The sequence below is a fragment of the Streptomyces sp. NPDC014801 genome, from assembly GCF_043082085.1.
Lineage (GTDB): Bacteria > Actinomycetota > Actinomycetes > Streptomycetales > Streptomycetaceae > Streptomyces.
The window spans coordinates 1-26,205 of sequence record NZ_JBIBXG010000017.1; the positions used below are offsets into that span (position 1 = coordinate 1).

Here is a 26,205-nt window from a genome sequence, read left to right on the forward strand (position 1 = left end):
CGACATCACCGTCACCGCCGCCGCCGGCGTCTCCGCCACCCTCGACGCCGGCACCAGCCACGGCCGTATCGCCAACACCCTCAAGAACGACGGCGTTTCCATCCTCGACATCCACGCCACCACCACCAGCGGCGACATCACCGCCCGCAGTCTCTGAGGGGGTGCGCGGGCGTGACGCCGGGAGGCGTCGTGACCGGTGGTCTCAGGTGCGGTGCCGTATGAAGCCGAGGGTGGCGTACCCCTCTCCCTCGCGGGGCGCCCTGGTCCAGGACCGGGTGGTGAAGGTGCGGAGTCTGCCCCGGGTCAGCGCAAACCGGGGCAGCGAGAGCCCGAGTTCGGTGTGGAGGGCCTCCAGCATGCTGTCCTCGCCGTCCAGTTCGGTCTCGCCGGGGCGGAAATGGGCTGCCGGGTCCAGGGCCGGGGGTATCGCGCCCGAGCGCTCGATGTCCGAGCCCCGCACGGTGAACGCGTACCGTTCCTCGCCCTCTTCGGCCACCGAGAGGTGGAACGCGGCCGGGTGGCGTGCGAACGAGCTCGCGGGGTCGCGCCAGACCACCACCGCGCGGCCGGAAGCGGAGGCGGCCGCGGCCGGCGACTGGAACAGTTTGCCCAGCCGATGGAAGGAGTGGCCTTCGAACGCGAAGGCCCAGCCCTCGCGGGTGCGGCCGACGGCGACCAGCGCCCGGTCCTCCCACGGCTCCGCGTTCCCCCCGTCGCGCGACGGAGGTGTCCGGCGGCGCGCGGTGTACGGGTCGAGAGGAGCGCTCAGTTCGGCACCCTCCTCGCCGATGAGCGCGGGCAGGCGGGCGGGGTCGGTCCCCTCGACCCAGACCCCTCGGTACCCGTCGCGCGACTGACCGTCGGCCGTGGGGTGCGCCAGCCAGGTCAGGCCCGGCGGATCGAGGTCGGGCACCGGCTCGGGGGAGGTTCCGGGATGACCGGACCTCGGCGTGGCGAGGAGTTCCCGTCCGCGTTCCGGGGTGACCACCGGCCCCAGGACCGGATCGGCGAGCAGGCCGATCGGGACGATCAGCGCGGGACCGGGCGCCTCCCACCGCGGCAGCGCCTCCCGCAGGATGCGCCAGGCGTCGTCGGTCAGGCCCTGGAGGGCGGCGTCATGGGCCTCGGCGACGGCCCTGCCCCAGAGGCCGGACGGCGCGTAACGATAGGTACCCGCGCGCATCGCGTTCAGCACGGCCTCGGCGCTCTCCCGGGCGGCGCCGCGCGCGGCCATCATCCGGAGCCAGTGGTCGTCCCCGCCCAGCCGCCATGTGCCCTGCGCCGGCGCCATGGCCTCCACGGGAAGGATCTCGGGCAGGTAGCGCGGGTCGGCGACAAGGGCGCCGTATCCCTGGGAGCTGTACGGGGCCGCCAGGTGCCGGAGCTGGTGGACGAGCACGGCACTGCCGGGCCGTCCGAAGGACAGCGCCTCCTCGAGCAGCGGCAGGGCCTCCTCGTACCGTCCGCACAGGGCCAGCCGGCGGCCCTCCGTCACCTTGGCGTCCTGGGTACGCGTGGTCGCGTTGACGAAATCGGCTCTGCTCGCGCGGTCGGCGTGGAAGCCGCGGTACATGGCTTCCATGTAGGCGCGGAAGGACGGGTACCGGTCCGGCAGTTCACCGCTCCAGCCCTTGTGGACGTACAGCGCCCACTCGCCGTCCTCGTCGCGGTCGCCCGGGTCGAGCAGGGCGTGCGACATGTCGGAGTCCGTCTCCAGGCGCAGCGCGCGCCGCCACATCCCGGCCAGCAGGACGTCCTCTTCGCGGGGGTGGTCGCCCAGGTTCTCCTCGTACAGCGGTGTCAGGTCGTACGGGTCCTGGAACCAGTCGATGTCGGCGGCGCCGCCGAGGTGGTAGATCCCGGCCGACTGCTGCACGTGCCAGCCGTCGCTCACGGCCAGGAACTGCCGGTACGAGGGCGGCAGCCGGCACCCGAGCCGCTCCTCGGCCGCCGCGATCTCGGCCTCGCTCGCCCCTGGTCTGCCCAGGGGCGCGACGGGCGTGCCACCGCCCTCCCCCTCGGCGTCCTCGCCCGCGCGCGGAACCCACTCGCGCTGCCAACGCTCCAGAAAGTCCCGCCAGTCGAATGACTCACCACTCATGGCCGGATGGTGGCACACGGCACTGACAACGCCGCCGTCCGCAGCACGTCTCACGTCGAGCGGGCCCGGGGAGTCCGGCGGGCCCCGCTCGACGTGAGGCGTCGGCGTCAGCGCAGGGTGAGCGGGGTCTCGGAGCCGACGCGGGTCAGCTTCTCGGGGTTGCGGACGTAGTAGAGGCCGACGATGCGGGCGTCCTCGACACGGACCGCCATCACGCCGTCGATCTCGCCGTCCAGGCGTACGACGAGCGCCGGGTTGCCGTTGACCACGGCGGGCTCGGTGGAGATCCGGCCGCCGCGCTTGCCGGTGCCGCCGATGATGTAGCGGGCCACCTTGCCGGAGCCGGTGATCGGCCGCAGCGCGGCCTGCTTGATCCCGCCGCCGTCGGCCACGAAGACGATCTCGGGGGCGAGCACGTCGAGGACGCCCTGCAGGTCCCCGTTGTCGAGCGCCCGCCGGAACGACTCCAGGGCGGCCCGGGTCTGCTTGAGGGAGACCGTCTTGCGGGGCCGGCGGGCATCGACGTGCCGGCGGGCGCGGTGGGCGATCTGGCGGACGGCCGCGGGGCTCTTGTCGACGGAGGCCGCGATCTCGTCGTAGTCGACGCCGAAGACCTCGCGCAGGACGAAGACGGCGCGCTCGGTCGGCGACAGGGTTTCGAGGACGAGCATGAGCGCCATCGACACGCTCTCGGCGAGTTCGACGTCCTCCGCGACGTCCGGCGCGGTGAGCATCGGCTCGGGCAGCCAGGAGCCGACGTACGCCTCCTTGCGGCGCGCGAGGGTGCGCAGCCGGTTGAGGGCCTGCCGGGTGGTGATCCGGACCAGGTACGCCCGCTGGTCGCTCACCTGCGCCACGTCGACGTCGGCCCAGCGCAGCCAGGTCTCCTGGAGTACGTCCTCGGCGTCGGCCGCCGATCCGAGCATCTCGTAGGCGACGGTGAAGAGCAGGTTGCGGTGGGCGACGAAGGCGTCGGTCGCCGGGTCGGTCGAGGGGGTGCTCATGGCTTGATCCTCTCCTGTGCGGTCGCCTCAGGCCGTCTGTTCGGCCGTGGCCGGTGCCTGGGCGCGCCGGGCCTGCAGCAGTTGCCGGCGCTTGTCGCCCTTCGGCCAGTGGTGCGCGCCGGGCTTGCGCGCCTCGACCGCCAGGTGCTTGACGCTGAAGGCGCAGGACATCTCCTTGAGTTTGGCGCCGGGCAGGCCGCCCACGTAGGCGCGTACCGCGTTGTCGTCCTTGTCGGCGAACTGGAAGACACCCGCGCGGCGGCCCAGGCTGATGCACATGGCGGGGTACGACAGGCTGATGGGGGCGGGCGGCTCCTGCGCGAGCCGGCCGAGGATCGTGTCGGCGGCGTGGGCGCCGAGGCAGCCGGCGCCGTACGCGCTCATCCGGAACGGCAGGTCCGACGGCGCCGACGCGTCCCCGGCGGCGACGATGCGCTCGTCGTCGACGCTGGTGAGCGTCTCGTCCGTGAGCAGGCGGCCGAGCGCGTCGGTGCTCAGCCCGCTGCGCGCGGCCAGGTCCGGGACGCCGAAGCCGACGGTCCAGACGGTGATGTCGCTCGCCTGCTCACGGCCGTCGGCGAGCCGCACGACGTCGCGGGTCACTTCCGTCACCTTGGTGCCCGGCCCGTCGAGCACGGTCACGCCGAGCCTGGCGAGCCGCCTGGCGACCGTGCGCCGTGCCCGGGGGTGCAGGTACGGGCCGAGGAGACCGCCGCAGACCAGGGTCACCCGGCGCCCCTGCTCCGCGAGTTCGGCGGCGGTCTCGATGCCGCTCGGGCCGCCTCCGACCACGGTCACCGCGGCCGCGGCGGGCGCCGCGTCGAGGACCGGCCGCAGCCGCTGCGCCTCCTCCAGCGTCGCGATCGGGTACGCGTGGGCGGCCGCGCCGGGCACCCGCGTCTCGGCGCTGCCGCTGCCCACCGCGTAGACGAGGTAGTCGTAGCCGAGGGCGCCGCCGGCCGACAGGGTCACGGTGCGCTCGGCGGCGTCGATCCGTGTCACGCTGTCGACGACCAGCCCGACGCCCTCGGCCAGGACGTCCTGGTAGCCGACGACCGCGTCGTGGGTGCCGGCCACGCGCTGGTGCAGGCGGAGCCGGGCGACGAAGTCGGGACGCGGGTTGATCACGGTCACCGTCACGTCGTCGCGCTGTGTCAGGCGGTTGGCCGCCATGACGCCGGCGTAGCCGCCACCGATCACGATCACGTGGATGTTCTCCGTCATGGTGTCTCCTTCGCTCCGGGCTTGTGACCTGAAGACACCGCGCACGCGGACACTGTGACGGGATGTGACGCGGATCACTCGGACGCGTGCTGACGCCTTCCGCGCCGGTGGCCCGCGCGCCGTATTTCCCGGGCGTTCGGGGCCGCCGCCGTGCTACGTTGCCGGACTTTGATCCCGTCGGAAGGAGTGTCATGGACGTCCCTCGTCCGCACCGCCGTTTCCTCGACGACGTGCTTCCGCGCATCCGGCAGGACGCGCGTGTCACGGGTGTCGCCGTCGCCGGATCGATCGCCGGCGGCACCCCTGACACGTACTCCGACGTGGACCTGATCGTGGTGGTCGACGACGCGGCGTTCGACTCGGTCATGGCGGAACGGCTCCCGCTCATCGGTTCGTGGGTGCCTCTGGTGGCCGGCTTCACGGGGGAGCACGTCGGGGAGCCCCGCCTGATCGTCACGCTTGTCGGTCCGCCCCTGCTGCATGTCGACTTCAAGTTCGTGCGGGCCTCGGACGTGGCCGAGCGCGTCGAGGATCCGCGGATCCTGTGGGAGCGGGACGGGCGTCTGACCGACGCCCTCGCGGAGCGTCCGCCGGCCTCGCCGTCGCTCGATCCGCAGTGGATCGAGGACCGCTTCTGGGTGTGGATCCACTACGGGGCGACGAAGCTCGGCCGCGGTGAGCTGTTCGAGGCCATCGGTGTCGTCACCTTCCTGCGCGAGACCGTGCTGGGCCCGCTCGCCGCCCACCGGGTGGGTGCCGAACCCCGCGGCGTGCGCCGGCTCGAATCCGTCGCACCGGACGCGGCCCACGACCTCCGGCGAACCCTGTGCGGCTACGACCGGCAGGACGTCGGCCGGGCGCTCCTCGCCTGCGTCGAGCTCTACCGCCAGTGGTCCGGCGACGGCACGGTGGAGCGCAACCGCACCGCCGAAGAGCTCGCCGTGCAGTATCTCCAGGACATCGTCGCTCCGACGGACTGACCGGGCGGACCCGGCGTGCGCTGTTCCCAGGGCGCGCCACGGCGGCGATCTCTCGGGTGCGAGGCCCGCGTTCCGGCTCTCGGGTGCGAGGCCCGTACCGGCGCCGCTATCGCGGCGGTGGCTTCCTCACGGCCCTGTCGGACAGCAGTCGCCCGGTGAGCAGGACAGCGCAGGCCGCGACCGTCATCAGTCCGCCGGCGAGGAACGTGCCCCGCACACCGGCCGCCGGCAGCACCACTGCCCCGAGCGCGGCACCCGCTGCGATTCCGGCGTTGTAGCCCCCGGAGTTCGCCGCGAGCGCGAGGTCCGTGCGGCCCGGCGCGCAGTGGAGCATCTCGTTCTGCGTGGCCATGAACACCGGTCCGAGGGCACCGCCCATGAGGACCAGGAACAGCACCGCTGCCGCCCGGTCCGTGCCGGCCGCGTACAAGCCGAGCATCCCCACGGCCTGGGTGGCCACGGCGGCGGACAGCGCGGTGCGCGGACGGCGGTCCAGTAGCGCGCCGGTGAGGCTCACCCCGGTCAGGCAGGCGAGGCCGAACACCATGAACAGGATGCCGACCGCGCCCGGGGAGAAGCCGCTCACCTCTCCCAGGAACGTCACGAGGTAGGTGTAGCCGGTGAACGCCCCGGTGGCGGACAGGGTCCCGGCGGCCAGCACGATCCGGAACCGCCCGAGGTCGGGACCGGTCCCGTAGGCGGCCGGTTCCTCCTCCGGGCGCGAGGTCGGCAGCAGGACGGCGATCGTCACCAGGCAGACGAGTGCCGGCCCCGCCAGGGTGGCGACGGGCACCCGCCAGACACTCAGCCGGCCCAGCCAGGTCCCGGCGGGAACGCCCAGCACGAGGGCGAGCGAACCGGCGACGGACAGCGCGGCGACCACACGTCCGCGGACGTCGTGCGGGAACAGGCCCACCGCGACCGGTCCCATCACGGCCCAGAACAGCGCCTGGGCGAGCGCGGTCAGCAGCCGCGCCGCGAGCAGCAGCCCGTACGAGGGCGTCAGTGCCGCGACCAGACTGGACACGGCGAGTGCCACGAGCAGTCCGGTGAGCACATGACGCCGGGGCACGGTCCGGGTGAGGTGGGTCAGCGGCACGGAGGCGACGGCCACCGTCACGCCGTAGCCGGTGACCAGGAGGCCGACCGCCGACAGCGACACCCGCAGGTCGTCGGAGATGAGGTCCAGGAGGCCGATCGGCAGGTTCTCCGCGGTGTTGAAGGTGAAGGCGGCCAGCATCAGGGCGGCGAGGACCGCGACCCGCTGCCAGGCAGCCGGTCGCGCCGCTCTCTCACCGGCTCCCGCGGTCCTCGCCCGTCCTGCCTGCCCCGTTGCGCCGTCGCCTTTCACAGGAGTACCCCACCGGTGTCACGGGCCGGCCGCAACCGCGTTTCGCGGGGCGTGCGCGCTGCGGCGGTGGGGGGATCGCTTACGCCGGTTCCGGTTCCGGTTCCGGTTCCGGCTGCGGCTGGGGCTGCGGGGTGGGAGCGGCCGCCGGTTCCCAGCGGCTGGTCGTCCGCAGGTAGCCGTAGACGACCGAGCCCGCAGCGAGGACCAGGAGCGGGCCGGCCAGTGCCGGGTGCCGGCCCATGTCGAGCGGCAGCCAGCGGTACGACACGAGCAGGGCCACGAAGACCACGGTGCCGTACCCGACGAGCCGGACGCCCGCCCGGTCCCAGCCGCGGTCGTAGGCGCGCAGGGCCGCCTCGATGGTGAGGGCGAAGACGACGCCGGCGAGGAGGTCGACGCCGTAGTGGTAGCCGAAACCGAGGGTCGCGGTGAGGGTGGCGATCAGCCAGAAGGCGCCGGCGTGGCGCAGGATCCGCGGGGCGTTGCGGGTGTGGACGAAAATGGCGGTGGCCCAGGCGGTGTGCAGGCTGGGCATGCAGTTGCGCGGGGTGATCTGGTCGTAGGTCACCGGGTGCGGAAGCGTGAGCGGCGGCGGCGTGTGGGGCCACAGGTCGGCCACCGCCCATTCCACACCGCCGGTGCCGGATGCGCCGGGGCCGTAGGCGAAGACCGGGCCGACGACCGGGAAGATCATGTAGACGGCCGGTCCGAGGAGACCGATCAGCAGGAACGTGCGCACCAGGTGGTGGCGCGGGAAGCGGCCTTCGGCTCTGACACGGCGCAGCTGGTACAGCGCGACGACGACCGCGGCCACGGCGAGCTGGGCGTACACGAGGTGGAGCACCTGGTCGGCGACCGGTCCGCCGGCCTGGACCAGCCGGCCCACGAGCCAGGAGGGATTGCCGAGTGCGTGGTCGGCGGCCGCCAGATAGGGGTCGAGCACCTCGGGACGGGCCTTCGCGGTGATCACCAGCCAGGTGTCGCCCATCTTGCGGCCCGCCACCAGCAGCAGCCCCAGCCCGACCCCTTTGAGCAGCAGCACGCGCTCCGGGCCCGTGCGCCGGGTGCAGGCGATGACCGCGCAGCCCAGCATCACCCACAGCGCGCCGCTGCCGAAGAACTGCCCTTCGGCGGAGTCGGCACCGGCCGCCCAGCGCAGCAGCGCGAAGACGGCGTCGACACCCACCGCGGCGCCCGCCGCGATGAACCGCTCGCGCCGGCTCAGCACCACCATCAGCAGCGCCAGACCGCCGTACAGCGGCCCCGGTTTCGGGGTGGACACCACTCCGCTCACCAGCGTGGTGACCGGGCCGGGCTCGCCGTAGTGGCGCGCGGCGATCTCCAGCCCGACCAGGAGCCCGCAGGCCAGGACGCCTGCGAGGGACCACACCGCCACCCGCCACCGCAGCGATGCGGCGCCCGCACCCCCGCCACCTATTCGCGACACCACGCAACGCCCCAAACACCGGCCACCGCGAGCGAATTGCCCGAAATGGTCTCTATGAGTGTGAAACCATAAGATCAACAACACGAACCCGGACATGCTACCCAAGGCGCCCCAGGCCGATCCCACCGGCGATCCGCATGAGCCGGCCGGCGGGACGTTCCCGTGGCACGGCCGGCGGCCGGGCCGCCGTGCCACGGGTTCCGTGTCGGTGCGGTGCGGTCGCGGGCTAGGGGGCCACGGCGCGGCCCGTCTGCGGGGAGATCCGGCCCGCGCACAGGCCCTTGCTCGCCAGCGTCTGCGCGATCCGCGGGATCGCCGCGAGGGTGTTGGCGGGCCACTCGTGCATCAGGATGATCTGCCCGTTCGTGAGCCGTGCGACGGCCTGCACGATGGCGTCCGTGCCGGCGCCGTTCCAGTCCTGCGAGTCGACGTCCCAGATGATCTGGCGCAGCCCGTACTTGGACTCCACGGCCTGCACGGTCGCGTTGGTCTCGCCGTACGGCGGCCGGAAGAGCTGGGGCGTCCCGCCGCCGGCGCTCGCAACGGCCTGCTGGGTGCGGGCGATCTCGGAGTCGATCTGCGCCTGGCTCAGCTGGGTCAGGTGCGGGTGCGTGTAGCTGTGGTTGCCGACCCACATGCCGGCGCCGACCTCGGCCCGGACCTGGGCGGGATAGGCGGCGGCGTACTGGCCCTCGTTGAACATCGTCGCCCGCAGGCCGTACTGCTTGAGCGCGTTGAGCAGGGCCGGGGTGTGGGCGTCGGACGGGCCGTCGTCGAAGGTGAGCCCGACGTATCCGGCGCAGGCGGCGGCGCGCGCCGGGACGGTGTGGGCGGGGGCGGCGGCAGGGGCGGCCGTGGCGGTGGCGGGCGCGGCCACCGCGGTGGCGGCGACGGCCAGCCCCAGGGCCAGGGAGCGGGCTGGGGAGCGCATGAGGGAGGGTCCTCCTCGGGTGGGGGGTGTGAGCGCGGTCCGGGCGCGTGTGCGTCCGGAGCGGGGGTGGTGGCCGGGCCGGGATCCGAGGCCGGGACGGCGGCCGGGCCAGGATCCGGCTCCGGTGCGGTGAACGGGCCGGGATCCCGGCCCGGGGCGGGTGCCGCCGACGGTCACCCGCTCACCGTGAGCGAGGAGTTGCCGCTGCTCTGGTAGCCCTCCGTCGCGAGGATCATGTAGTACGAGAAGGTGCCGAGCCGCATCCCGTACCGGGACCACGCGTCGAAATGGTTGCCGGTGGTGATGGTCCCGCCGGTCCGCTTCGACTGGCGCACGCTCCAGTACTGGTTGAACGTCTTGGTGCCCTCCACGGAGGGCGCGTTGTAGCGCGTGGTCTGGTAGACGTCGTAGGTGCCGCCGTCGGAGGTGACCGTGCCCTTGTACGTTCCCGTCGGCCGGTAGGTGCCCCAGTTGTCGACGATGTAGTACTCGACGAGCGGGTTCGAGGTCCACCCGTACAGCGCCAGGTATCCGTTGCCGGACGGGGCGAAGCTGCCCCCGTAGTTCACGGTCCTGCGGCCGCCCGTGCTCCAGCCCTTGCCCGCGACGAAGTTGCCGCAGTTGCGCCACGAGGTGCTGTAGCTGCCGCCGGAGCCGAGGGTCATCGACACCGAGCCGCCGCCGTCCGTCCAGAACGAGTAGTAGAAGCCGTTGTTGGTGCCGGTCTGGTTGGTGGTGATGGTCGTGTCCGCGTGGGCGGTGCCGGGCAGCAGCAGCCCGGAGGCGGACGTCGCCAGCGCCAGTGCGCCGGCCCGGCCGATGAAGCCCCTGCGGCTCATCGGATGCGTGAGAGCGTGCTCCAGGTCCATGTGTCCTCCGTACGGGATAGGGCGGCCCGGGCGGGCCGTGTGCGGTGGGGGCGCGGCCGAACGCGCCCGCCACGAGGGCGATTTCGGCGCGACGGCACCCGGGGCGACGGCGTGTGCGGCTCGTACACACGGTGGGGGTGCCTGTCGCGGGGAGGCTCGAACGCTGGAGAGTATGGGCCGGTTCGGAAACGCCGGTCAATGCGTCTGTTTCCGAAAGTTCCTCGAAAGTTCGAGCGCCAGGGCGGGCAGGCTCGGCGGGACACGCACCCTTGACCCCGCCGAGGCCACAGCCCTACATTCCCCGAGCGGTTCGCATGCGTAGGACGCAATTCACAGGGATGAACGCGCTGCTGAGGGACCGGTACCGCGCCTCCTCCCCCTCTTGCGCCACTTGAATGCGGCTGATAGTGCGCCAAGAACTCCGAATGTTTCGACCGCCTGACCAGGCACCCAAGAGGCCGCCACGCAGGCACCCCCAGCGCCTCCCGAACCCCCGCGTCCGACGCAAGACCGCCCCGCACAGACACCAATTGGCCGTCACCGAGGAGGAGTTCGTATGCAGGACAACGGCAGAGGGTCGCCGAGCAGGCGGTCGGTTCTGGGCTGGGGCCTGAGCGCGGCCGCGCTCGCCGGTCCGCTCGGCGCGGTGCCCGGCCTCGCCGCGGGGGCGGCCGCCGCCGAGCGGTCGGCGCGTCCGACCGACCCCGGTGCGTACATCTCCTTCACCCCTGCCGCGGGCAGCTTCCCGCTGGTGCGCAACGGCCGCGCGGTGCCCCTGGTGGTCGACGACGGCGACTGGCCCGGCGTCGTGCGGGTGGCCGGCGATCTGCGGGACGACATCGAACGGGTGACGGGGGTGCGGCCGGTCCTCGCGCACGGCAGGGTGCCGGCGGCGCGCGAGGTCGCCATCATCGGGACGATCGGCCGCAGCCCGCTCGTCGACGCCCTGGTGGCCGCCGGGAAGCTCGATGTCAGCGGCGTCCGGGGCAAGTGGGAGACGTCCCTGCAGACCGTGGTGGACCGGCCGATGCCCGGAGTCGACCGCGCCTTCGTGATCGCGGGAAGCGACCAGCGCGGCACCGTCTTCGCCGCCTACGACGTCTCCCGCGGCATCGGGGTCTCCCCCTGGTACTACTGGGCGGATGTCCGGCCCGTCCACCGGGACGGCCTCTACGTGCTGCCGGGGCTGCACACGCAGGGCACCCCGGCGGTGAAGTACCGCGGCTTCTTCGTCAACGACGAGAACCCGGCCCTGGGCACCTGGGCGCCCTCGGTCTTCGGGCCGGGCAAGGCGCCCGGCTTCCCGGGCGGTTTCAACGCCGCGTTCTACGCCAAGCTCTTCGAGCTGCTGCTGCGGTTGAAGGGCAACTACCTGTGGCCGGCGGTGTGGGGCCGGGCGTTCGCCGAGGACGACCCCGCCAACCACGCCACCGCCACGGCGTACGGCGTGGTGATGGGCACCTCCCACGAGGCACCGATGATGCGCGGCATCGAGGAGTGGAACCGGCACGCCGTACCCGCCGTACGCGACAAGGACGGCACGATCGTCACCCCCGGTCACGACCCCTACGGCGGCACCGGCGAATGGTCCTTCCGCTACAACGCCGAGGCCGTCAAGGCGTATTGGCGCGACGGGATCCGGCGGATGGCCGACCAGGGCTTCGAGGGGGTGGTGACCCTCGGCATGCGCGGCAACGGCGACACCGCGCTGAGCGACGGGGACGGCATCGAGCTGATGGGGCAGATCATCGCCGCCCAGCGGCAGATCATCGCCGAGGTCACCGGCAAGGACGTCACGACCGTGCCGCAGGTGTGGACGATGTACAAGGAGGTGCAGCGCTACTGGGACCACGGTCTGCGCGCGCCCGACGACGTCACCGTCGTCTTCACCGACGACAACTGGGGCAACGTGCGCAAGCTGCCGGACACCGTCCGCGACCCGCGGTCCGGCGGCTACGGCCTCTACTACCACTTCGACTACGTGGGGGCCAGCCGCAACTACAAGTGGGTCGACACCAACTCCCTGCCCAACGTCCTGGACCAGCTCCACCAGGTCCACGCCTTCGGCGGTCACGGCCTGTGGGTGTGCAACTCGGGGGACGTCAAGGGCAACGAGCGGCCCACCCAGTTCTTCCTCGACTACGCGTGGGCGCCCGACCGGTGGACCCGGGACGATCTCGACGAGTGGGATCTGCGGTACGCGCGGCAGAACTTCGACGGGCGGCTCGCCGAGGAGATCGCCGCCGTCCTGCGGACGTACGAGCAGTTGCAGGCGCGCCGCAAACCGGAGCTGCTCAACCGCCGGCAGACGCTGGACCCGTCGAAGGACCCGGCGAGCGCGTCCGCCGTCGTCACCGACGACCGGGCCACCCCTTTCAGCCAGACCGACTACGGGGAACTGGACCGGGTCACCGGGGAGTGGCAGGAGCTGGCCGCCCGCGCCGACCGCGTCGCCACCCGGCTGCCCGCGCGCGACCAGGACGCCTGGTTCGAGCTGGTCGGCTACCCGGTGCAGGCCACCGCCAACCTGTACCTGCTGCGGCAGGCACAGTTCACCAACCTGCTGTACGCCGCGCAGGGCAGGGCCGCCACCAACGACCTGGCCGACCGCGCTGAGGCCCGGTTCGCCGACGACGTCGCGCTGGCCGATCGCTTCAACAACCGTGTCGCCGGCGGCAGATGGAAGGGCTTCCAGACGCAGACCCACATCGGTTACGGCGACCAGGACCGCTACGGCGCCGACGCGGCGTGGCAGGAGCCGCCCGCCCCCGACCACATCTTCCCCGCCGTCCGGCGGATCGACCCGCCCACGGCGGCGCGGATGGGCGTGGCGGTCGACGGTTCCGCGGCCTGGTGGCCGCACGCGGCGGAGGATGCCGTACTGCCCGTGTTCAGCCCCTACGGGACCCGGCCGGCCCCCTGGGTCGACGTCTTCAACCGCGGCCTCACGCCGTTCCGTTACCGGATCCGTACGGGTGTGCCCTGGCTGACCGCGGACCGCCCGGCCGGCACGGTCGTGCGGGAGCGGCGCGTCGTCTTCGCCGTCGACTGGGAGCGGGCGCCGCGGGGCGTCACCCGGGTCCCGGTGACGCTCACCGGCTCGGAGGGCACGCAGGTCACCGTGACGGCCGTGATCGACCACCCGGCCGTCCCCCGCTCCCGCCTCAAGGGCTTCGTCGAGGCGGGCGGTCATGTCAGCGTCGAGGCCGCGCACTTCTCGCGTTCCGTGGCCGCCGGCGGTGTCTCCTGGCAGCGTGTGCCCGGCATCGGCCGCACCGGCGACGGCATGGAACCGTTCCCCGTCACCGCGCCCCGCCAGAGCCCGGGCCACGGTCCCCGACTGGAGTACGACGTCAGCCTGTTCACCACGGGCACCGTCACCGTCTGGGCTCATGTCTCCCCGCGCAACGCGGCGCTGCCGGGCGGCGCCGGTCTGCTCTACGCCGTGTCGTTCGACGACGCGGCGCCGCAGAGCGTGGACATCGTCGCCGCCACCGGCTCCAGCGACCTGACCATGAACACGCAGTGGGGCCGCAACACGGCCGACAACGTCAACCGGACCGCGACCCGTCACCGGATCGGCTCCCTGGGGCACCACGTCCTGAAGGTCTGGATGGTCGACCCCACCGTGGTGCTCCAGAAGATCGTCATCGACACCGGCGGCCTGAGGTACAGCTACCTCGGCCCTGAGGAAAGCATGCGGCTGACATGAACCTCCGACGTACCCCCTCCACGAGGCGGCCCTCGTCGCCGCGCCGGATCGCGGTCGCGGTGACCGCCGTGGTCGCCTGCTGCGCCGTCCCCTCGGCGGTGGCCGCGGCCCTTGGTGAGACCGCCGCGCCGCCCGCCCCCACCGCGGCCCCGGCTCCAGCGGGCGGCCAGTGGGTGCACACCTGGTCGGCGACACCCCAGCTGACGGAGCCGGCCAACATGCCGCCCGCGCCGTACACCCGCGCCGACCGGGTGCTCGCGGACACCACCGTCCGCCAGACCGTCCACCTGTCCACCGGCGGGCGGCGGGTGAGGCTGCGCCTGTCCAACGCGTTCGGCGGCACGGACCTGCCGGTGACCGGCGTGTCCCTGGCCCGGCCGGCCGGCGGTACGGCGGGCACCGCGGCCGTGGTCCCCGGCAGCACCCGCAGGGTGACGTTCGGCGGAAGCCCGGGCATCGACATCCCCCGGGGCGCCCAGGCCGTCAGCGACCCCGTCGACTTCGCCGTCCCCGCGGACGGCAACCTCACCGTCACGCTCTACCTCGCGCAGGGGCAGGCGTCCACGGACATCACCTCGCACCCCGGGTCGCGCACGACGTCGTACCTGCTGACCGGCGACCACCTCGACGACGGCGACCTGCCGGGGGCCACCCCCGTCGACCACTGGTACTTCCTCGGCGGCGTCGAGGCGTGGTCACCGCGCGAGGGCTCGGCCGCGGTCGTCCTGGGCGACTCCCTCACCGACGGCCGCGGGTCGACGACCAACCACAACGACCGCTGGCCGGACCAGTTCGGAACCCGCCTGCACGCCAGGACCGGCACGCGGGACATCGCCGTCGTCAACCAGGCCGCGGGCGGCAACCGGGTCCTGCACGACGGCCTCGGGCCCAACGCCCTCGCCCGGCTGGACCGCGACGTCCTCGCCACGAGCGGCGTCACCCGGCTCATCGTGTTCGAGGGCATCAACGACATCGGCACCGCCGACCCGACGCAGGCCGCGGCACAGCAGGTCACACGCGAACTCATCGGCGCCTACCGGCAGATCGTCGCCCGCGCCCACGCCCAGGGCATCCGCGTCTACGGCGCGACCCTCACGCCCCTGGGCGGCAACGCCTACGACGACCCGGCCGGCGCGCACGAGGCCGCACGGCAGGCCGTCAACCGGTGGATCCGCACCAGCGGGGTGTTCGACGCCGTCATCGACTTCGACGCCGCCGTCCGCGACCCCGCCGCCCCACGACAGCTGCTGCCCGCCTACGACACCGGCGACCACCTCCACCTCGACCCCGCCGGCTACCGCGCCCTGGCCGACGCGGTCCCGCTGCGCCTGTTCCGATGAGACGGCGGACCCGGACGCGTGACAGGCGTCCGGGGATGCCGCGGCGGCCCGGCTCCGGTCCTCGTCGAGAGGTCCGGAGCCGGGCCGCTGCGACATGTCACGCGCCGGCCGGCGGGTCCTGCTCGAAACGGGCGTGCATGCGCCGGGTGTGATCGACCTCCCGCAGCGCACCCGTCAGGCGCACGCTCGCCGTCAGGCGGGTGTCGGCGCTGGAGGCCGCCAGCCGGAGCTCCAGCGCGCCGGGTTCGACGATGCGCCGTCCGTCGCGGCCGGTGAAGGAGGCGAGGTCGGCCGGCACGCCGACCCGTACCCGCCGGGACTGGCCGGGTGCGAGCGGGACGCGGGTGTAGCCGACGAGCCGCTGCACGGGCTGGACGACGGAGGCGACCGGGTCGTGCAGATACAGCTGGACGACCTCGCTGCCCTGCCGGTCCCCGGTGTTGCGCACGGTGAACGCCAGGGAGAACTCGCCCGAGGTGTCCGTCTCGGCCCGCTCCACGGTCAGGTCGCACCAGTCGAACGACGTGTACGACAGGCCGTGCCCGAACGGGAACGCCGGCGTCGGGTCGATGCTGGAGACGTCACCGGCCTGGGCGAGACGCGCGCCGAGGTAGGTGGCGGGCTGCCCGCCGGAGCCGCGCGGCACGCTGACCGGCAGCCGCCCGGAGGGGTTGGTCCGGCCGCTGAGGACGCCGGCGATGGCGGTGGTGCCCTCCACCCCGGGGAAGAAGGACTGCACGATCGCGGCCGCCTCGCCGGTGGCGCGGCCGAGCGCGTAGGGACGGCCCGCGAGCAGCACCGCGACGACCGGCTTGCCGGTGTCCAGCAGGGCGTCGAGCAGCCGCTGCTGGGCACCGGGCAGCTCCAGCGACTCGGCGTCGCAGCCCTCGCCGCTGGTCCCCCGGCCGAAGAGACCGGAGCGGTCGCCGAGCGCCACGACCACCACGTCGGCCTCCCGCGCGGCGTGCACGGCCTCCGGGATCCCGAACACGTCCCCGTCGTCGACCCCGGTGCCGCGTACGACGGTCAGCTCGGCGTCGGGGAACTCGCGGGCGAGGGCGTCGCGCATTGTGGGCAGGTCGATGCCGGCCGGTGTCTGCGGGTGGTGCACGCCGACGTGCTGGGGGAAGGAGTAGCAGCCCAGCACGGCCCCGGCTTCGGTGGCGTTGGGGCCGATCAGCGCGATGCGGCGGGGCCCGGTCAGCGGCAGGGTGCCGTCGTTGGCGAGGAGGACGACGGCCTCCTCGGCGACGGTGCGGGCCAGTTCGCGGTTGGCGGGCGAGTCCAGGTCGACGGTGCCGCGCAGGGCGTCCGGGTCGTCCGGGTCGGCGCCGTCGAGGACGGCCGGGACGGGACTCCAGTCGGCGTCGAGCAGACCGAGCCGGGCCTTCTGGGTGAGGACGCGGCGTACGGCACGGTCGACCAGGTCCTCCGGGACGCGGCCGGCGCGGACGGCGTCGACGAGCGGGGCGCCGTAGGTCTTCACCGTGGGCAGCTCGATGTCCACGCCGGCCCGCAGGGCCGTGCCGGCGGCCTCCGCCCAGTCCCCGGCGACACCGTGGAGGGTGTGGAGGAAGGCGATGCCGAAGTAGTCGGCGACGACCGTGCCGTCGAAGCCCCAGGTGTCGCGCAGCAGGCCGGTGAGGAGGTCCTCGTCGGCCGCCGAGGGCATGCCGTCGGTGTCGGTGTAGGCGTGCATGACGGACTGCGCCTTGCCTTCGACCAGTGCCATCTCGAAGGGCGGCAGGACGATGTCGGCCCGCTCGCGCGGCCCCATGCCGACGGGTGCGAGGTTGCGGCCGGCGCGGGAGGCGGAGTACCCGGCGAAGTGCTTGAGGGTGGCGACGACACCGGCGGACTGCAGGCCCTGGACATAGGCCGTGCCGATGCTGCCGACGAGGTAGGGGTCCTCGCCGATGGTCTCCTCGACCCGGCCCCAGCGCGCGTCGCGCACCACGTCCAGGACGGGCGCGAGGCCCTGGTGGACGCCGACGGCCCGCATGTCGCGGCCGATGGCGGCGGCCATGCGGCGGATCAGGTCCGGGTCGAAGGTGGCGCCCCAGGACAGCGGGACGGGGTAGGCGGTGGCGCCCCAGGTCGCGAATCCGGCCAGGCACTCCTCGTGCGCCAGCGCGGGGATGCGGAAGCGGTTCCCGGCCGTGATCCGGCGCTGGGTGCGCAGCAGGGAGAGCGCGCCGAGCGCGGGGTCGACGGGCGCGGTGCCGAAGGGGCGGGTGAGCTGTCCCAGGCCGGTCGGCAGGAGGGCGTCGAGGTCGACGGCCTCCTCCATGTCGTGCTGGTGCGGGGCGACTTCGCCGCCTTCGTCGGAGGCGCCGACCCAGACGCCGTACAGCTGGGCGACCTTCTCCTCGACGGTCATGGCCTCGATCAGCGCGGACACACGGCTGGGGATGTCCTGGGAGGGGTCGTTCCACAGGGGGACTTCGGGGGTGGTCTCTACGGCCACGTTGGCGGTCACTTTCCTCCCACTCCCATCAGGCCCTGGACGAGGGCCCTGCGGGCGAACAGGTAGACGAGCAGGACGGGCACCATGGACAGCGTCACCGCGCCGAGCAGGCCGGGGATGTCGACGCCGTGTTCGGTCTGGAAGTTGTACAGACCCAGGGTGATCACCTTGGTGTTGTCGGACTGGGTCAGGACGAGCGGGAAGAGGAAGCCGTTCCACGCCTGCAGGGCGGAGAACACCACGATGGTGGACAGGCCGCCGCGGGAGAGCGGGACGACGAGCTGGAAGAACATCCGGCGCGGGCTCGCGCCGTCCATCGTCATGGCCTCGAACAGCTCCGGGGAGATGTCCCGCATGGCCCCGCTGAGGATGAGCGCGGACATCGGCAGGCAGAACGCCGCCGTGGGCAGGATGACCCCCAGCAGGTTGTCGTACAGGCCCGCCTCGCTGATCAGGTAGAACATCGGGACGATGACCGCCTGGGCGGGGATGGCGAGGCCCAGCAGGAACAGCCGGAAGATCTGCGAGGTGACGCGGCTGCGGCTGCGGACGATGGCGTAGGCCAGCGGCGGTACGAGCAGCAGGACCACGGCGACCACGCAGACGGTCACCACGATGGTGTTGAGGAAGTACCGGCCGAAGCCCGAGTCGAAGGCCCCGGTGTAGTTGTCCAGGGTGAAGTCCTCGGGGAAGGACACGGGGCCGTTCTTGGCGTAGTCCTGCCGGGTGCGCAGGGTCGCCGCCAGCATCACGTACAGCGGCAGGCCGACCAGGACCAGCCAGACGAGCGAGCCGGCGCCGGCGAGGTAGTTGGGGCGCCGCCTCATGACACGCCCTCCATCGAGCTGCGCATCTTGTCGTAGCCGGAGACGCGGACGACGACCAGGGAGATGATCGTGGCCGCGACGACCAGGCAGAGGGCGATGGCCGAGCCGGCGCCGAAGTCGAAGCCCTTGAAGGCCTTCTGGTACATGTAGTAGGCGCTGATCGTGGTGTCGGTGCCCGGTCCGCCCTGGGTGAGGATGAGCACGGTCTCGAAGGTGGTGAGCCCGCCGACGATCATGAGGATCATCGAGGTGATGACCGAGTTGCGCAGCTGCGGCAGGGTGATGTGGAAGAACTGCCGGTAGCGTCCCGCCCCGTCGATCGCGGCCGCCTGGTAGAGCACCTGCGGGACGGCGCGTGCGGCGCCCTGGTAGATCAGCGTGTGGAACGGGGTGAACTGCCAGGTGCTGACGAAGGCCAGCACGCCGATGGCCGTGGCCTGCTTGCCGAACAGGTTGCCGTCCCCGAACAGCCAGGTCATCCGCGCGGGGATGCCGAAGTTCGGGTCGAGCAGCGCCCGCCACAGCACCGAGACGGCGGTGGAGGACAGCAGCAGCGGGACGAAGTAGATCGCGGACAGCACGGCCCGGTTGCGCTGGTGGCCGGCGGCCCACACGCCGAGGACGATGCTCAGCGGTGTCTGGAGGGCGACGCCGAGGGCGGTGAGCAGCAGGGTGAGCCAGATGCTCTTGATCATCACCGGGTCGTCGAGGATGCGGGACCAGTTGTCGGTACCGACGAACGTCGGGGAACCGAGGCCGTTCCAGCTCATGAAGGACAGCACCGCGACCATGATCAGCGGGGCGATGGCGAACAGGGCGAAGAACACGGTGGCGGGCAGCGCCCAGAGGAACCCCGGGCGCGTGCCGTGTGCGGTGTGGGACCCCTCGGCCCGCCGCCGGGCCCTGCCGGGGGCCGCGGCGGCGGAGGGGGCGCTCGTGATCTGTGTGGTCATGAGCGGTTCATTCGCTGGGAAGGGCCTGCATGGCCTTGACGAAGCCGTCCGCGTCGAGCTGTCCGTTGAAGAACTGCTGGACGGCCTGGTGGATCGGCGTCATCGCGGACGGCGGGTAGGCCTGGTCCCAGGACAGCTGGAAGGACTTGGCCTTGGCGACCAGGTCGTACTGGAAGCGGGAGTACTCCGGGCTGGCCGAGGTGCCGAGGAACTGCGGGGTGTTGGTCGTGGTCGGCAGGTTGCCGATGGCGAGCTGCGCCTTGACGAACTCGTCGGAGTACATGAGCTTCAGGAACGCGGCGACGGCCTCGGGGTGCTTGGTCTTCTTCAGCACCGAGTAGAAGTTGTTGGTGTTGCCGACGACGTTGCCCGGGTCGCCCTTGCCGCCGGGGATCGCCGGGAAGGTGCTGTAGCCGAGCCCCTTGGCCGCGAAGTCCTTGGCGTCCTGCTGCTGCTGGGCGTAGTACCAGGAGCCCATGAGCTCGAAGCCGGCCTTGCCGGAGGCGACCAGCGCCGGGGAGGCGCCGTTGGTGTACTTCACCGAGTCGTAGTTGGTGCCGAAGGCTCCGGCGTCGACGAGGTCCTTGAGCATGCCGAGGGCCTTCTTGCTGTCCGCGCTGGCCCAGGCGTCCTTGTCCCCGCCGAGGGCCTTCTCGAACAGGCCGGGTCCGGCGACGCGGTCGTAGACGTACTCGAACCACATCAGCGTCGGCCACTGGTCGCCGCCGCCGAGGGCGATCGGCGTGACACCCTCGGCCTTCAGCTTCCGTACGGCGGCGAGGAGTTCGTCCCAGGTCTTGGGCGGCTGCACACCGGCCTTGGCGAGCACGTCCTTGTTGTGGAAGAGCAGGACGGGCTGGGTGCCGCGCATGGGGATGCCGTAGGCCTTGCCGTCGACGACGGCGCTGTTGAACACCGAGGGCAGGAACTTGTCCTTCAGGCCCGGGTCCTGCTTGACGAAGTCGTCCAGCGGCATCAGCAGGTCGGCCTTGACGAACGGCTGGATGGAGCCGCCGCCCCAGTTGAAGAAGATGTCCGGGGCCTGCGGGGTGTTGATGATGGTCTGCAGCTTCTGCTGGTAGTCCGCGCCGGGGATGGTGTCGAGGACGGCCTTGACGTCGGACGTCTTGTTGAAGGTGTCGACGATCTGCTTCTCCACCTTGTTGCTGGCGTCCCCGTAGACCAGCACGTGAATCCTGCCGTCGTTCGAGGAGCCCCCGCCGCCCCCGTTTCCGCAGGCCGCGACGGTCGCCGTGAGGGCGAGGGTCGCGGCGCAGGCGAGCACCCGGGCCATCCGTGTACGCATGGTCATCTGCCTTCCGAAAGTTTCGACAGCAACGCCGAAAGTCCTGCGGCTGGACAGTAGGGGCCGAGGGAAGAGTCGGTCAACGGTCGTGCACGCACACGGCCAAACCGTTATCGGAGGGCATGGCCTATGCTGCCGCCATGCCTGGAGAAGACGAGGTGGACCGCAGGGTCACCCTGGCGACGGTGGCGCGAGAGGCCGGAGTTTCGCTTCCGACAGTTTCGAAGGTCCTCAACGGTCGTTCGGATGTCTCCCCCGCGACCCGGGCCAAGGTCGAACGGCTCCTCGACTCCCACGGCTACCGCCGGCGCACGCCGGGCGCACCCCAGTCCCCGCTCATCGAGATCGTCTTCCACGAGCTCGAGAGCGTGTGGGCGATGGAACTCATCCGCGGCGTGGAGAACGTGGCCAAGCGCACCAACGCCACCGTCGCGCTCACCGAGAGCGGCACCCGGCAGGCCCCGGGGCCCGAGTGGATCGCCGGCGTCCTGCGCCGCAGACCCCTGGGCGTGCTGCTGGTCTTCTCCACCGTGCCGGAGGACGTCAAACGGCAACTGCGCTCCCGCGCCATCCCGTTCGTCATCGTGGACCCGGCGGGCGACCCGGACCCCGACGTGCCCTCCGTCGGATCGGCCAACTGGGCCGGCGGCCTCGCCGCCACCCGGCACCTCACCGACCAGGGCCACCGGCGGGTCGCCATCATCACCGGGCCGCCGGACCTGATGTGCTCCCTGGCCCGCCTGGACGGCTACCGTTCGGCGCTGACCATGGCCGGCCTCGACGTCGACCCGGAACTCGTGCGGTTCGGCGACTTCCACGTCCAGGGCGGCTACGACCATGCCCTGGAGCTGCTGCGGCGGCCGGACCGGCCGACCGCCGTCTTCGCCGGCAGCGACCTGCAGGCCCTCGGCGTCCTGGAGGCCGCCCGGGTGCTCGGCCTGAGCGTGCCCGGGCAGCTGTCGGTGGTCGGCTACGACGACGTGTCGCTCGCGCAGTGGTCGAGCCCGCCGCTGACCACCGTGCAACAACCGCTGCAACGCATGGCCGAGGAGGCCGCCCGGATGCTGCTGCGGCCGCCCGACCCCCGCAAGGCCGCCCAGCGCATCGAACTCGCCACCCACCTGGTGATACGGCAGAGCACCGCACCCCCGGCGAACGGCTGACGCCGGCGAGGGCGCCGGGGGTGCGCCACCGCCCCGCTCGGCGTCCTGGGGACGGGTTACCTACTTTGACATAGGTATCGATCCATACCTACAGTGGCCGTATGCCCCCGCACAGCGCGTCCGAGCAGGACATCGACCACCTGGCCGCCGGCCTCGTGGCCTGCCTGCCCGCGCTGTCCCGGGCCATGGAGCGGCAGGTCGACCGGGACTTCCCGCACCCCAAGCCCTCCGAGGCCCAGATCGCCCTGTTGCGGCACGTCGAGACCCACGAGGGCGTCACGGTCCGCGCGGCCGCGGACGCGCTGCTGATGAAGCCGAACAACGTCAGCGCGCTGGTCACGCAGCTCACCGAGCAGGGACTGCTGGAGCGCCGGCAGGACGCCGCCGACAAGCGGGTCGCCCATCTGCACCTGACCCCCACCGCGCGGCAGCGCATCAGCGAGGTCAACCAGCTCATGGGCGCCCATGTCGTCCACGCGCTGCGCGCCCTGACCGACGGCGAACTGGACGCGCTCGGCTCCGCCCTGGGCGCGCTCACGTCCCTGCAGCGGCAGCTCCGCCACACCGCCCGCTGATCACCACGCGACCGGCTCCCCCGGGGGCCGCGGTCGCGAACGGTGCGGGCCGTCGTCCCCGATCACGGCCCTTTCTCTCACTCCCCCTGCCCGGTAGCCGGCCACGGTACGACGTCCCTCGACCGATGGCCGTCGCCGAGCCCCGCCGGCAGCTCGCGCACCGTCCGCGCCTGCGCGCCGACCCGACGAAAGACAGACACCGTCATGTCCACCGACAGCCTCGCCTCCTCCTCCGCGCCGCCCGCCGCCGCGCCCGCCGGCCCACCGCACGGGCCGCGCGGGTTGCGCGCCAACCCCTGGCTGACCCTCGTCGCCGTCGCCTTCGGACTGTTCATGGTCGGCCTCGACGGCTCCGTCGTCTCGATCGCCAACCCGGACATCGGCCGCGATCTGCACGCCTCCACCGCCGGTCTGCAGTGGGTCACCAACTCCTACCTGCTGGCCCTCGCCGCCGCCCTCATCCTCGGCGGCAAGCTCGGCGACCGCTTCGGCCGCCGCACCTTCTACCTGATCGGCGTCGCGGGCTTCACCGCCGCCTCCGTCGCCATCGGCCTGTCCGGGTCCATCGAGGGCGTCATCGCCTTCCGCGCCGCACAGGGCCTCTTCGGCGCCCTTCTGATGCCCAACACCCTCGGCATGCTGCGGGCGGTGTTCCCGCCGAGGAAGTTCGGCATGGCGGTCGGCATCTGGGCCATGGTCTCCTCGGTGTCCACCGCGCTGGGGCCCATCGTCGGCGGCCTGCTCGTCCAGCACGTCGGCTGGGAGTCCGTGTTCTTCATCAACGCCCCCATCGGCGTCCTCGCGCTCGTCGTCAGCGCGCTGGTCCTGCCGCAGAGCAGGAACACCGCCGCGGCCGGCGAGACCTTCGACGTCGTCGGGGTCGTCCTGCTGGCCCTCGGGCTGCTCGCCGTCGTCTTCGGCGTGGTCAAGGGCGAGACGTGGGGCTGGACTTCGGGCGGCACCCTGGGTGCCGTCGCGGCCGGTCTGGCGGTCCTTCTCGCGTTCGGACGGTACGAGACGCGGATCGCCTCGCCGCTTCTGCCCATGCGGCTCTTCCGCAATCCGGCGCTGACCATCGGCACCGTCATCACCGCGCTGAACTTCTTCGTCCTGCTCGGCGTGATCTTCTTCGTCATGCTCTACCTGCAGAACGTACGCGGGTTCACCCCGGTCGAGGCCGGCGTGCGCACGCTTCCGCTGAGCCTCGCCTCGGTCGTGGCGTCCCCGCTGGGCGCGGCGCTCACGGACCGCTTCGGGCCGCGGCTGACCATGCCGCTCGGCATGGCACTGCAGGCCGTCGCCTGCTTCGTCGTGCTCGGCTGGAGCGCCGACTCGTCGTACTCCCTGCTGTGGCCGCCGTTCATCGCGCTCGGCTTGGGCGTCGGCATGGTGATGTCGTCCTCCTCCGACGCCATCGTGGGCAACGCCCCGGTGCGCGACGGCGGCGTGGCGGGCGGTCTGCAGGCCACCGCCCTGCAGATCGGCGGCGCGCTCGGCACCTCCGTCCTGGTGTCCCTCATCGGCAGCCGGGTCGGCTCCACCCTCACCGGCGAACTCACCGCGGCCGGCGTGCCCCCGCAGGCCGCCGCAGCCCTGGCGGAGGCCAAGGACGCCGTCGCCATGGGCGCCGCCCCCGTGTCCGACGAGATGCCCGTCCGGCTCCGCTCCGCCGTCGTCGAGGGCAGCCATCAGGCGTTCCTGAACGGCGTGCACACCTCCGTGCTGGTCGCGGGCGTGCTGTGCGTCCTCGGCGCCCTGCTCGCGGTGGCGGGCGTACGGCGCAGTGCCGGCACGGCCGCCCACTGAGGGGCCGTCAGCGCGGAGGGGTGAGCCCCGCGGGTGTGCCAGGCCGCCATGCCCCTGGCTGCCTGGCACACCGGGTGGGGGGGTTCGACGCGCCGTGTGTGTGACCGCCGCCGCGACGGCCGGCGCCTAAGGCCGGGCGCCAGGGCCGGTGACCAGGTCGTCGAGCAACCGGGCCAGCTGCTGCGGCGCCTGCAGGTGGGCCATGTGGCCCTGGCCGGGGAGCAGGTGGACGTCGGCGTGGGCGATGCGGCGCCGTACGTCGTCGAACGACGTCCCGTAGGGGCCCGTCCCCTCGTTCAGCTCGCCGAGGACGAGGTCGACGCGGTCCGCGCGTCCGGCCATCTCCTCCGGCGGCGGTGCGGCGTTCAGCGCGGCGAGTTCGGCGTACGCCGCCTTGCTCACCTCCCGCAGGACCGACCACGCGCGGCGGTCCGCCCGCAGGGCCTCGACGTGCGCCGCGTCGAAGCCGGAGATCTTCCGGTTCACCAGCTCGATCGTGGTGTCCCAGTCCTCCGCCTCCGCGGCGGCCTTCAGGTCCGGCAGCGCCTGCTCGGCGAAGGGGCGTACGACCGGCTCGTAGGCGATGACGTGGCGCAGTGGGCGTTCGCCGGCGAGCAGCAGCGCGATCAGGCCTCCGTAGCTCCAGCCGAACAGCGCCCGGGTGCCGGCGAACTCGTCGAGGACCACACCGAGATCCTCGACCTCCGTCCGCAGCGCGTACGCGTCGGTCAGCGGCCCCGAGGGGGCGCGGCCCCGGCGGTTGACGACCGCCACCGACGGCCAGGCGCGGACGGCCGCGGCCACATGACGCCACGCGCGGGCGTCGCTCATCGCTCCCGGCACGACCACCAGCCCCGGCGCGTCCGGCTCGCCGTACACATCGACCGTGACCCAACTGCCGCCACTGACCGGCAACTTCTTCCGCAACGTCTGTTCCATGCCGCCATTATGGAGCGAACGCTCTACAATGCGAGGGTGCATACGCCGACCCGACCACCCCGTGGACGACCCCGCTCCTTCGACCGTGACCGCGCGGTCCTCGAGGCCGCCCGTCTCTTCTGGCGCCACGGCTACTCCGGCACATCGACGCGTGCGCTCACCACGGCCCTGGGCCTGTCGACGTCCAGCCTGTACGCGGCCTTCGGCAGCAAGGCCGGGCTGTTCGAGGAGGCGGTGCGGACGTACGCCGAGCGCTACCGGGAGATCTACCGGCAGGCCGTGGCCGAGCCGGACCTCGGGACCGTCGTCGAGCGGGTCCTGGTGGACTCGGCCCACGAGTTCACGCAGCCGAGCGAGGTCCATCCGGGCTGCCTGCTGAGCAGCGCCGCGATGACCGACAGCACGAGCACGCTCGACACCAGCGCCCACTACGCCGAGTTGCACGCCTGGAACGAGGGCGCTCTCCACGCACGCGTCGAGCGGGCCGTGCGGGACGGGGAACTCACCGCCGGGACCGACGCGGCTGCCCTGACCGGCCTCGTCCAGTCCGTCGTCCACGGGATGTCGGTGCGGGCCCGTCTGGGCGCGAGCCGTACGGACCTCCTCGTCACGGCACGGCTCACCCTCGACCTGGTCCGCGGTCTGTTCACCACCCCCGACACCTGACGGCCGCCATGTGCGCGTCACGTTTGGGGGTAGCCTGCGTCACCATGACACGTGCGTGGATCCTGCCCCTGGCGTACGGGGCGTGCGGCGCGGCCCTCGCAGCGGTGCTCGTCCTGCGAGGAGAGGCCGGATCCGCCGTGGCGCCCCTGTCGGCATTCCTGCTCCTGGCCGCGGTGAACTCGCCGCTGATCTTCCCCAGGTCCGTCGGAGCGGAGGAGGCGCGGCGCCGCAGCGCGGCCGACGGCCGGCCGGTCGTGTACTGGCGGCCCGGCTGCACGTACTGCATGCGCCTGCGGCTGCGGCTGGGCCGCAAGGCCTCCCGGGCCCACTGGGTCGACATCTGGCGCGACCCGGCCGGGGCCGCGGCGGTACGGGAGGCGAACGACGGCAACGAGACCGTTCCGACCGTCGTCGTCGCGGGCCGCGCGCACACCAACCCGGACCCGGCGTGGGTGCGCGAGCAGCTGTCACCCCAACCGCCACGCGAACGCGCGACCCGTCGCGGAGGCGACCACCACACGGTCTGACGATGAGTTTCGTCCAC

At 72.6% G+C, this 26,205-nt stretch carries 19 protein-coding genes and 1 pseudogene; 8 read left to right on the plus strand and 12 right to left on the minus strand.

Translation table 11 applies throughout. The features are described from left to right. Positions 1-202: 202 nt before the first annotated feature. The 3 genes from ACF1AL_RS34685 to ACF1AL_RS34695 all read right to left on the minus strand — a co-directional run bounded on the left by ACF1AL_RS34685 (position 203) and on the right by ACF1AL_RS34695 (position 4,329). Entirely contained in the window at positions 203-2,101 is a 1,899-nt protein-coding gene (locus ACF1AL_RS34685) for an SMI1/KNR4 family protein (protein ID WP_391777780.1), read from the minus strand. Between the two features lie 107 nt (positions 2,102-2,208). Continuing rightward, the gene (locus tag ACF1AL_RS34690; protein WP_366842114.1) at positions 2,209-3,105 is read right to left on the minus strand and encodes an RNA polymerase sigma-70 factor; all 897 of its coding nucleotides are present in this window, start codon (positions 3,103-3,105) and stop codon (positions 2,209-2,211) included. Positions 3,106-3,132: 27 nt separating this feature from the next. Further along, a complete protein-coding gene (locus ACF1AL_RS34695; RefSeq protein WP_391777779.1) occupies positions 3,133-4,329 on the minus strand; it encodes an NAD(P)/FAD-dependent oxidoreductase in 1,197 nt (398 codons plus the stop codon). Positions 4,330-4,520: 191 nt separating this feature from the next. Between ACF1AL_RS34695 and ACF1AL_RS34700 the strand changes: the two genes are divergently transcribed. Beyond that, entirely contained in the window at positions 4,521-5,309 is a 789-nt protein-coding gene (locus ACF1AL_RS34700; protein ID WP_391777778.1) for a nucleotidyltransferase domain-containing protein, read from the plus strand. Between the two features lie 106 nt (positions 5,310-5,415). Here the strand turns inward: ACF1AL_RS34700 and ACF1AL_RS34705 are convergent, their stop codons facing one another. From ACF1AL_RS34705 to ACF1AL_RS34720, 4 genes and pseudogenes are all read right to left on the minus strand, one after another. Continuing rightward, a complete protein-coding gene (locus tag ACF1AL_RS34705; RefSeq protein ID WP_391777777.1) occupies positions 5,416-6,549 on the minus strand; it encodes an MFS transporter in 1,134 nt (377 codons plus the stop codon). Between the two features lie 190 nt (positions 6,550-6,739). Beyond that, positions 6,740-8,050, minus strand: a complete 1,311-nt coding sequence (locus tag ACF1AL_RS34710) for a DUF5933 domain-containing protein (RefSeq protein WP_391777776.1) — start codon at positions 8,048-8,050, stop codon at positions 6,740-6,742. 286 nt (positions 8,051-8,336) lie between these two features. Continuing rightward, a pseudogene (locus ACF1AL_RS34715) lies at positions 8,337-9,038 on the minus strand (polysaccharide deacetylase family protein); the annotation flags it as partial. A gap of 173 nt (positions 9,039-9,211) precedes the next feature. Continuing rightward, the gene (locus tag ACF1AL_RS34720; RefSeq protein ID WP_366842119.1) at positions 9,212-9,907 is read right to left on the minus strand and encodes a glycoside hydrolase family 11 protein; all 696 of its coding nucleotides are present in this window, start codon (positions 9,905-9,907) and stop codon (positions 9,212-9,214) included. A gap of 556 nt (positions 9,908-10,463) precedes the next feature. Here ACF1AL_RS34720 and ACF1AL_RS34725 point away from each other — a divergent pair. Next, positions 10,464-13,619 (plus strand): glycosyl hydrolase 115 family protein, encoded by a 3,156-nt coding sequence (locus ACF1AL_RS34725; protein WP_391698796.1) that lies wholly within the window; start codon positions 10,464-10,466, stop codon positions 13,617-13,619. Then, positions 13,616-14,959 carry an SGNH/GDSL hydrolase family protein gene (locus tag ACF1AL_RS34730; protein ID WP_391777775.1) on the plus strand — a complete coding sequence of 448 codons (1,344 nt, stop codon included), beginning with the start codon at positions 13,616-13,618 and terminating at the stop codon, positions 14,957-14,959. The genes ACF1AL_RS34725 and ACF1AL_RS34730 overlap by 4 nt, the downstream gene beginning before the upstream one ends. A 97-nt stretch (positions 14,960-15,056) precedes the next feature. On the opposite strand, the gene ACF1AL_RS34735 is transcribed toward ACF1AL_RS34730, so the two are convergent. From ACF1AL_RS34735 to ACF1AL_RS34750, 4 genes are read right to left on the minus strand one after another with little or no spacing between them, the layout of a single operon-like run. Further along, the gene (locus tag ACF1AL_RS34735) at positions 15,057-17,438 is read right to left on the minus strand and encodes a glycoside hydrolase family 3 N-terminal domain-containing protein (RefSeq protein ID WP_391777774.1); all 2,382 of its coding nucleotides are present in this window, start codon (positions 17,436-17,438) and stop codon (positions 15,057-15,059) included. Next, a complete protein-coding gene (locus ACF1AL_RS34740) occupies positions 17,435-18,253 on the minus strand; it encodes a carbohydrate ABC transporter permease (RefSeq protein WP_391658297.1) in 819 nt (272 codons plus the stop codon). Before ACF1AL_RS34740 ends, ACF1AL_RS34735 begins: the two co-directional genes overlap by 4 nt. After that, the gene (locus tag ACF1AL_RS34745; protein WP_366841800.1) at positions 18,250-19,206 is read right to left on the minus strand and encodes a sugar ABC transporter permease; all 957 of its coding nucleotides are present in this window, start codon (positions 19,204-19,206) and stop codon (positions 18,250-18,252) included. Before ACF1AL_RS34745 ends, ACF1AL_RS34740 begins: the two co-directional genes overlap by 4 nt. A 7-nt stretch (positions 19,207-19,213) precedes the next feature. Next, complete coding sequence (locus ACF1AL_RS34750) at positions 19,214-20,500, minus strand: ABC transporter substrate-binding protein (protein ID WP_391777940.1); 1,287 nt, start codon at positions 20,498-20,500, stop codon at positions 19,214-19,216. Positions 20,501-20,652: 152 nt separating this feature from the next. On the opposite strand from ACF1AL_RS34750, the gene ACF1AL_RS34755 reads away from it, so the two are divergent. The 3 genes from ACF1AL_RS34755 (at position 20,653) to ACF1AL_RS34765 (ending at position 24,056) form a co-directional block, all read left to right on the plus strand. Next, on the plus strand, positions 20,653-21,675 hold the full coding sequence (locus ACF1AL_RS34755; protein ID WP_391658298.1) for a LacI family DNA-binding transcriptional regulator: 1,023 nt from the start codon (positions 20,653-20,655) through the stop codon (positions 21,673-21,675). Positions 21,676-21,776: 101 nt separating this feature from the next. Beyond that, positions 21,777-22,250, plus strand: coding sequence for a MarR family transcriptional regulator (locus ACF1AL_RS34760; protein WP_366841797.1), 474 nt, complete (start codon positions 21,777-21,779; stop codon positions 22,248-22,250). 204 nt (positions 22,251-22,454) lie between these two features. Continuing rightward, positions 22,455-24,056, plus strand: a complete 1,602-nt coding sequence (locus ACF1AL_RS34765; RefSeq protein WP_391777773.1) for an MFS transporter — start codon at positions 22,455-22,457, stop codon at positions 24,054-24,056. Positions 24,057-24,182: 126 nt separating this feature from the next. On the opposite strand, the gene ACF1AL_RS34770 is transcribed toward ACF1AL_RS34765, so the two are convergent. Then, positions 24,183-24,995: an alpha/beta fold hydrolase gene (locus ACF1AL_RS34770; RefSeq protein ID WP_391777772.1), complete on the minus strand. Its 813-nt coding sequence runs from the start codon at positions 24,993-24,995 to the stop codon at positions 24,183-24,185. 36 nt (positions 24,996-25,031) lie between these two features. On the opposite strand from ACF1AL_RS34770, the gene ACF1AL_RS34775 reads away from it, so the two are divergent. Both ACF1AL_RS34775 and ACF1AL_RS34780 read left to right on the plus strand, forming a co-directional pair. Continuing rightward, entirely contained in the window at positions 25,032-25,661 is a 630-nt protein-coding gene (locus ACF1AL_RS34775; protein WP_391777771.1) for a TetR/AcrR family transcriptional regulator, read from the plus strand. A gap of 44 nt (positions 25,662-25,705) precedes the next feature. After that, positions 25,706-26,188 carry a glutaredoxin domain-containing protein gene (locus tag ACF1AL_RS34780; RefSeq protein WP_391777770.1) on the plus strand — a complete coding sequence of 161 codons (483 nt, stop codon included), beginning with the start codon at positions 25,706-25,708 and terminating at the stop codon, positions 26,186-26,188. Positions 26,189-26,205 lie beyond the last annotated feature (17 nt).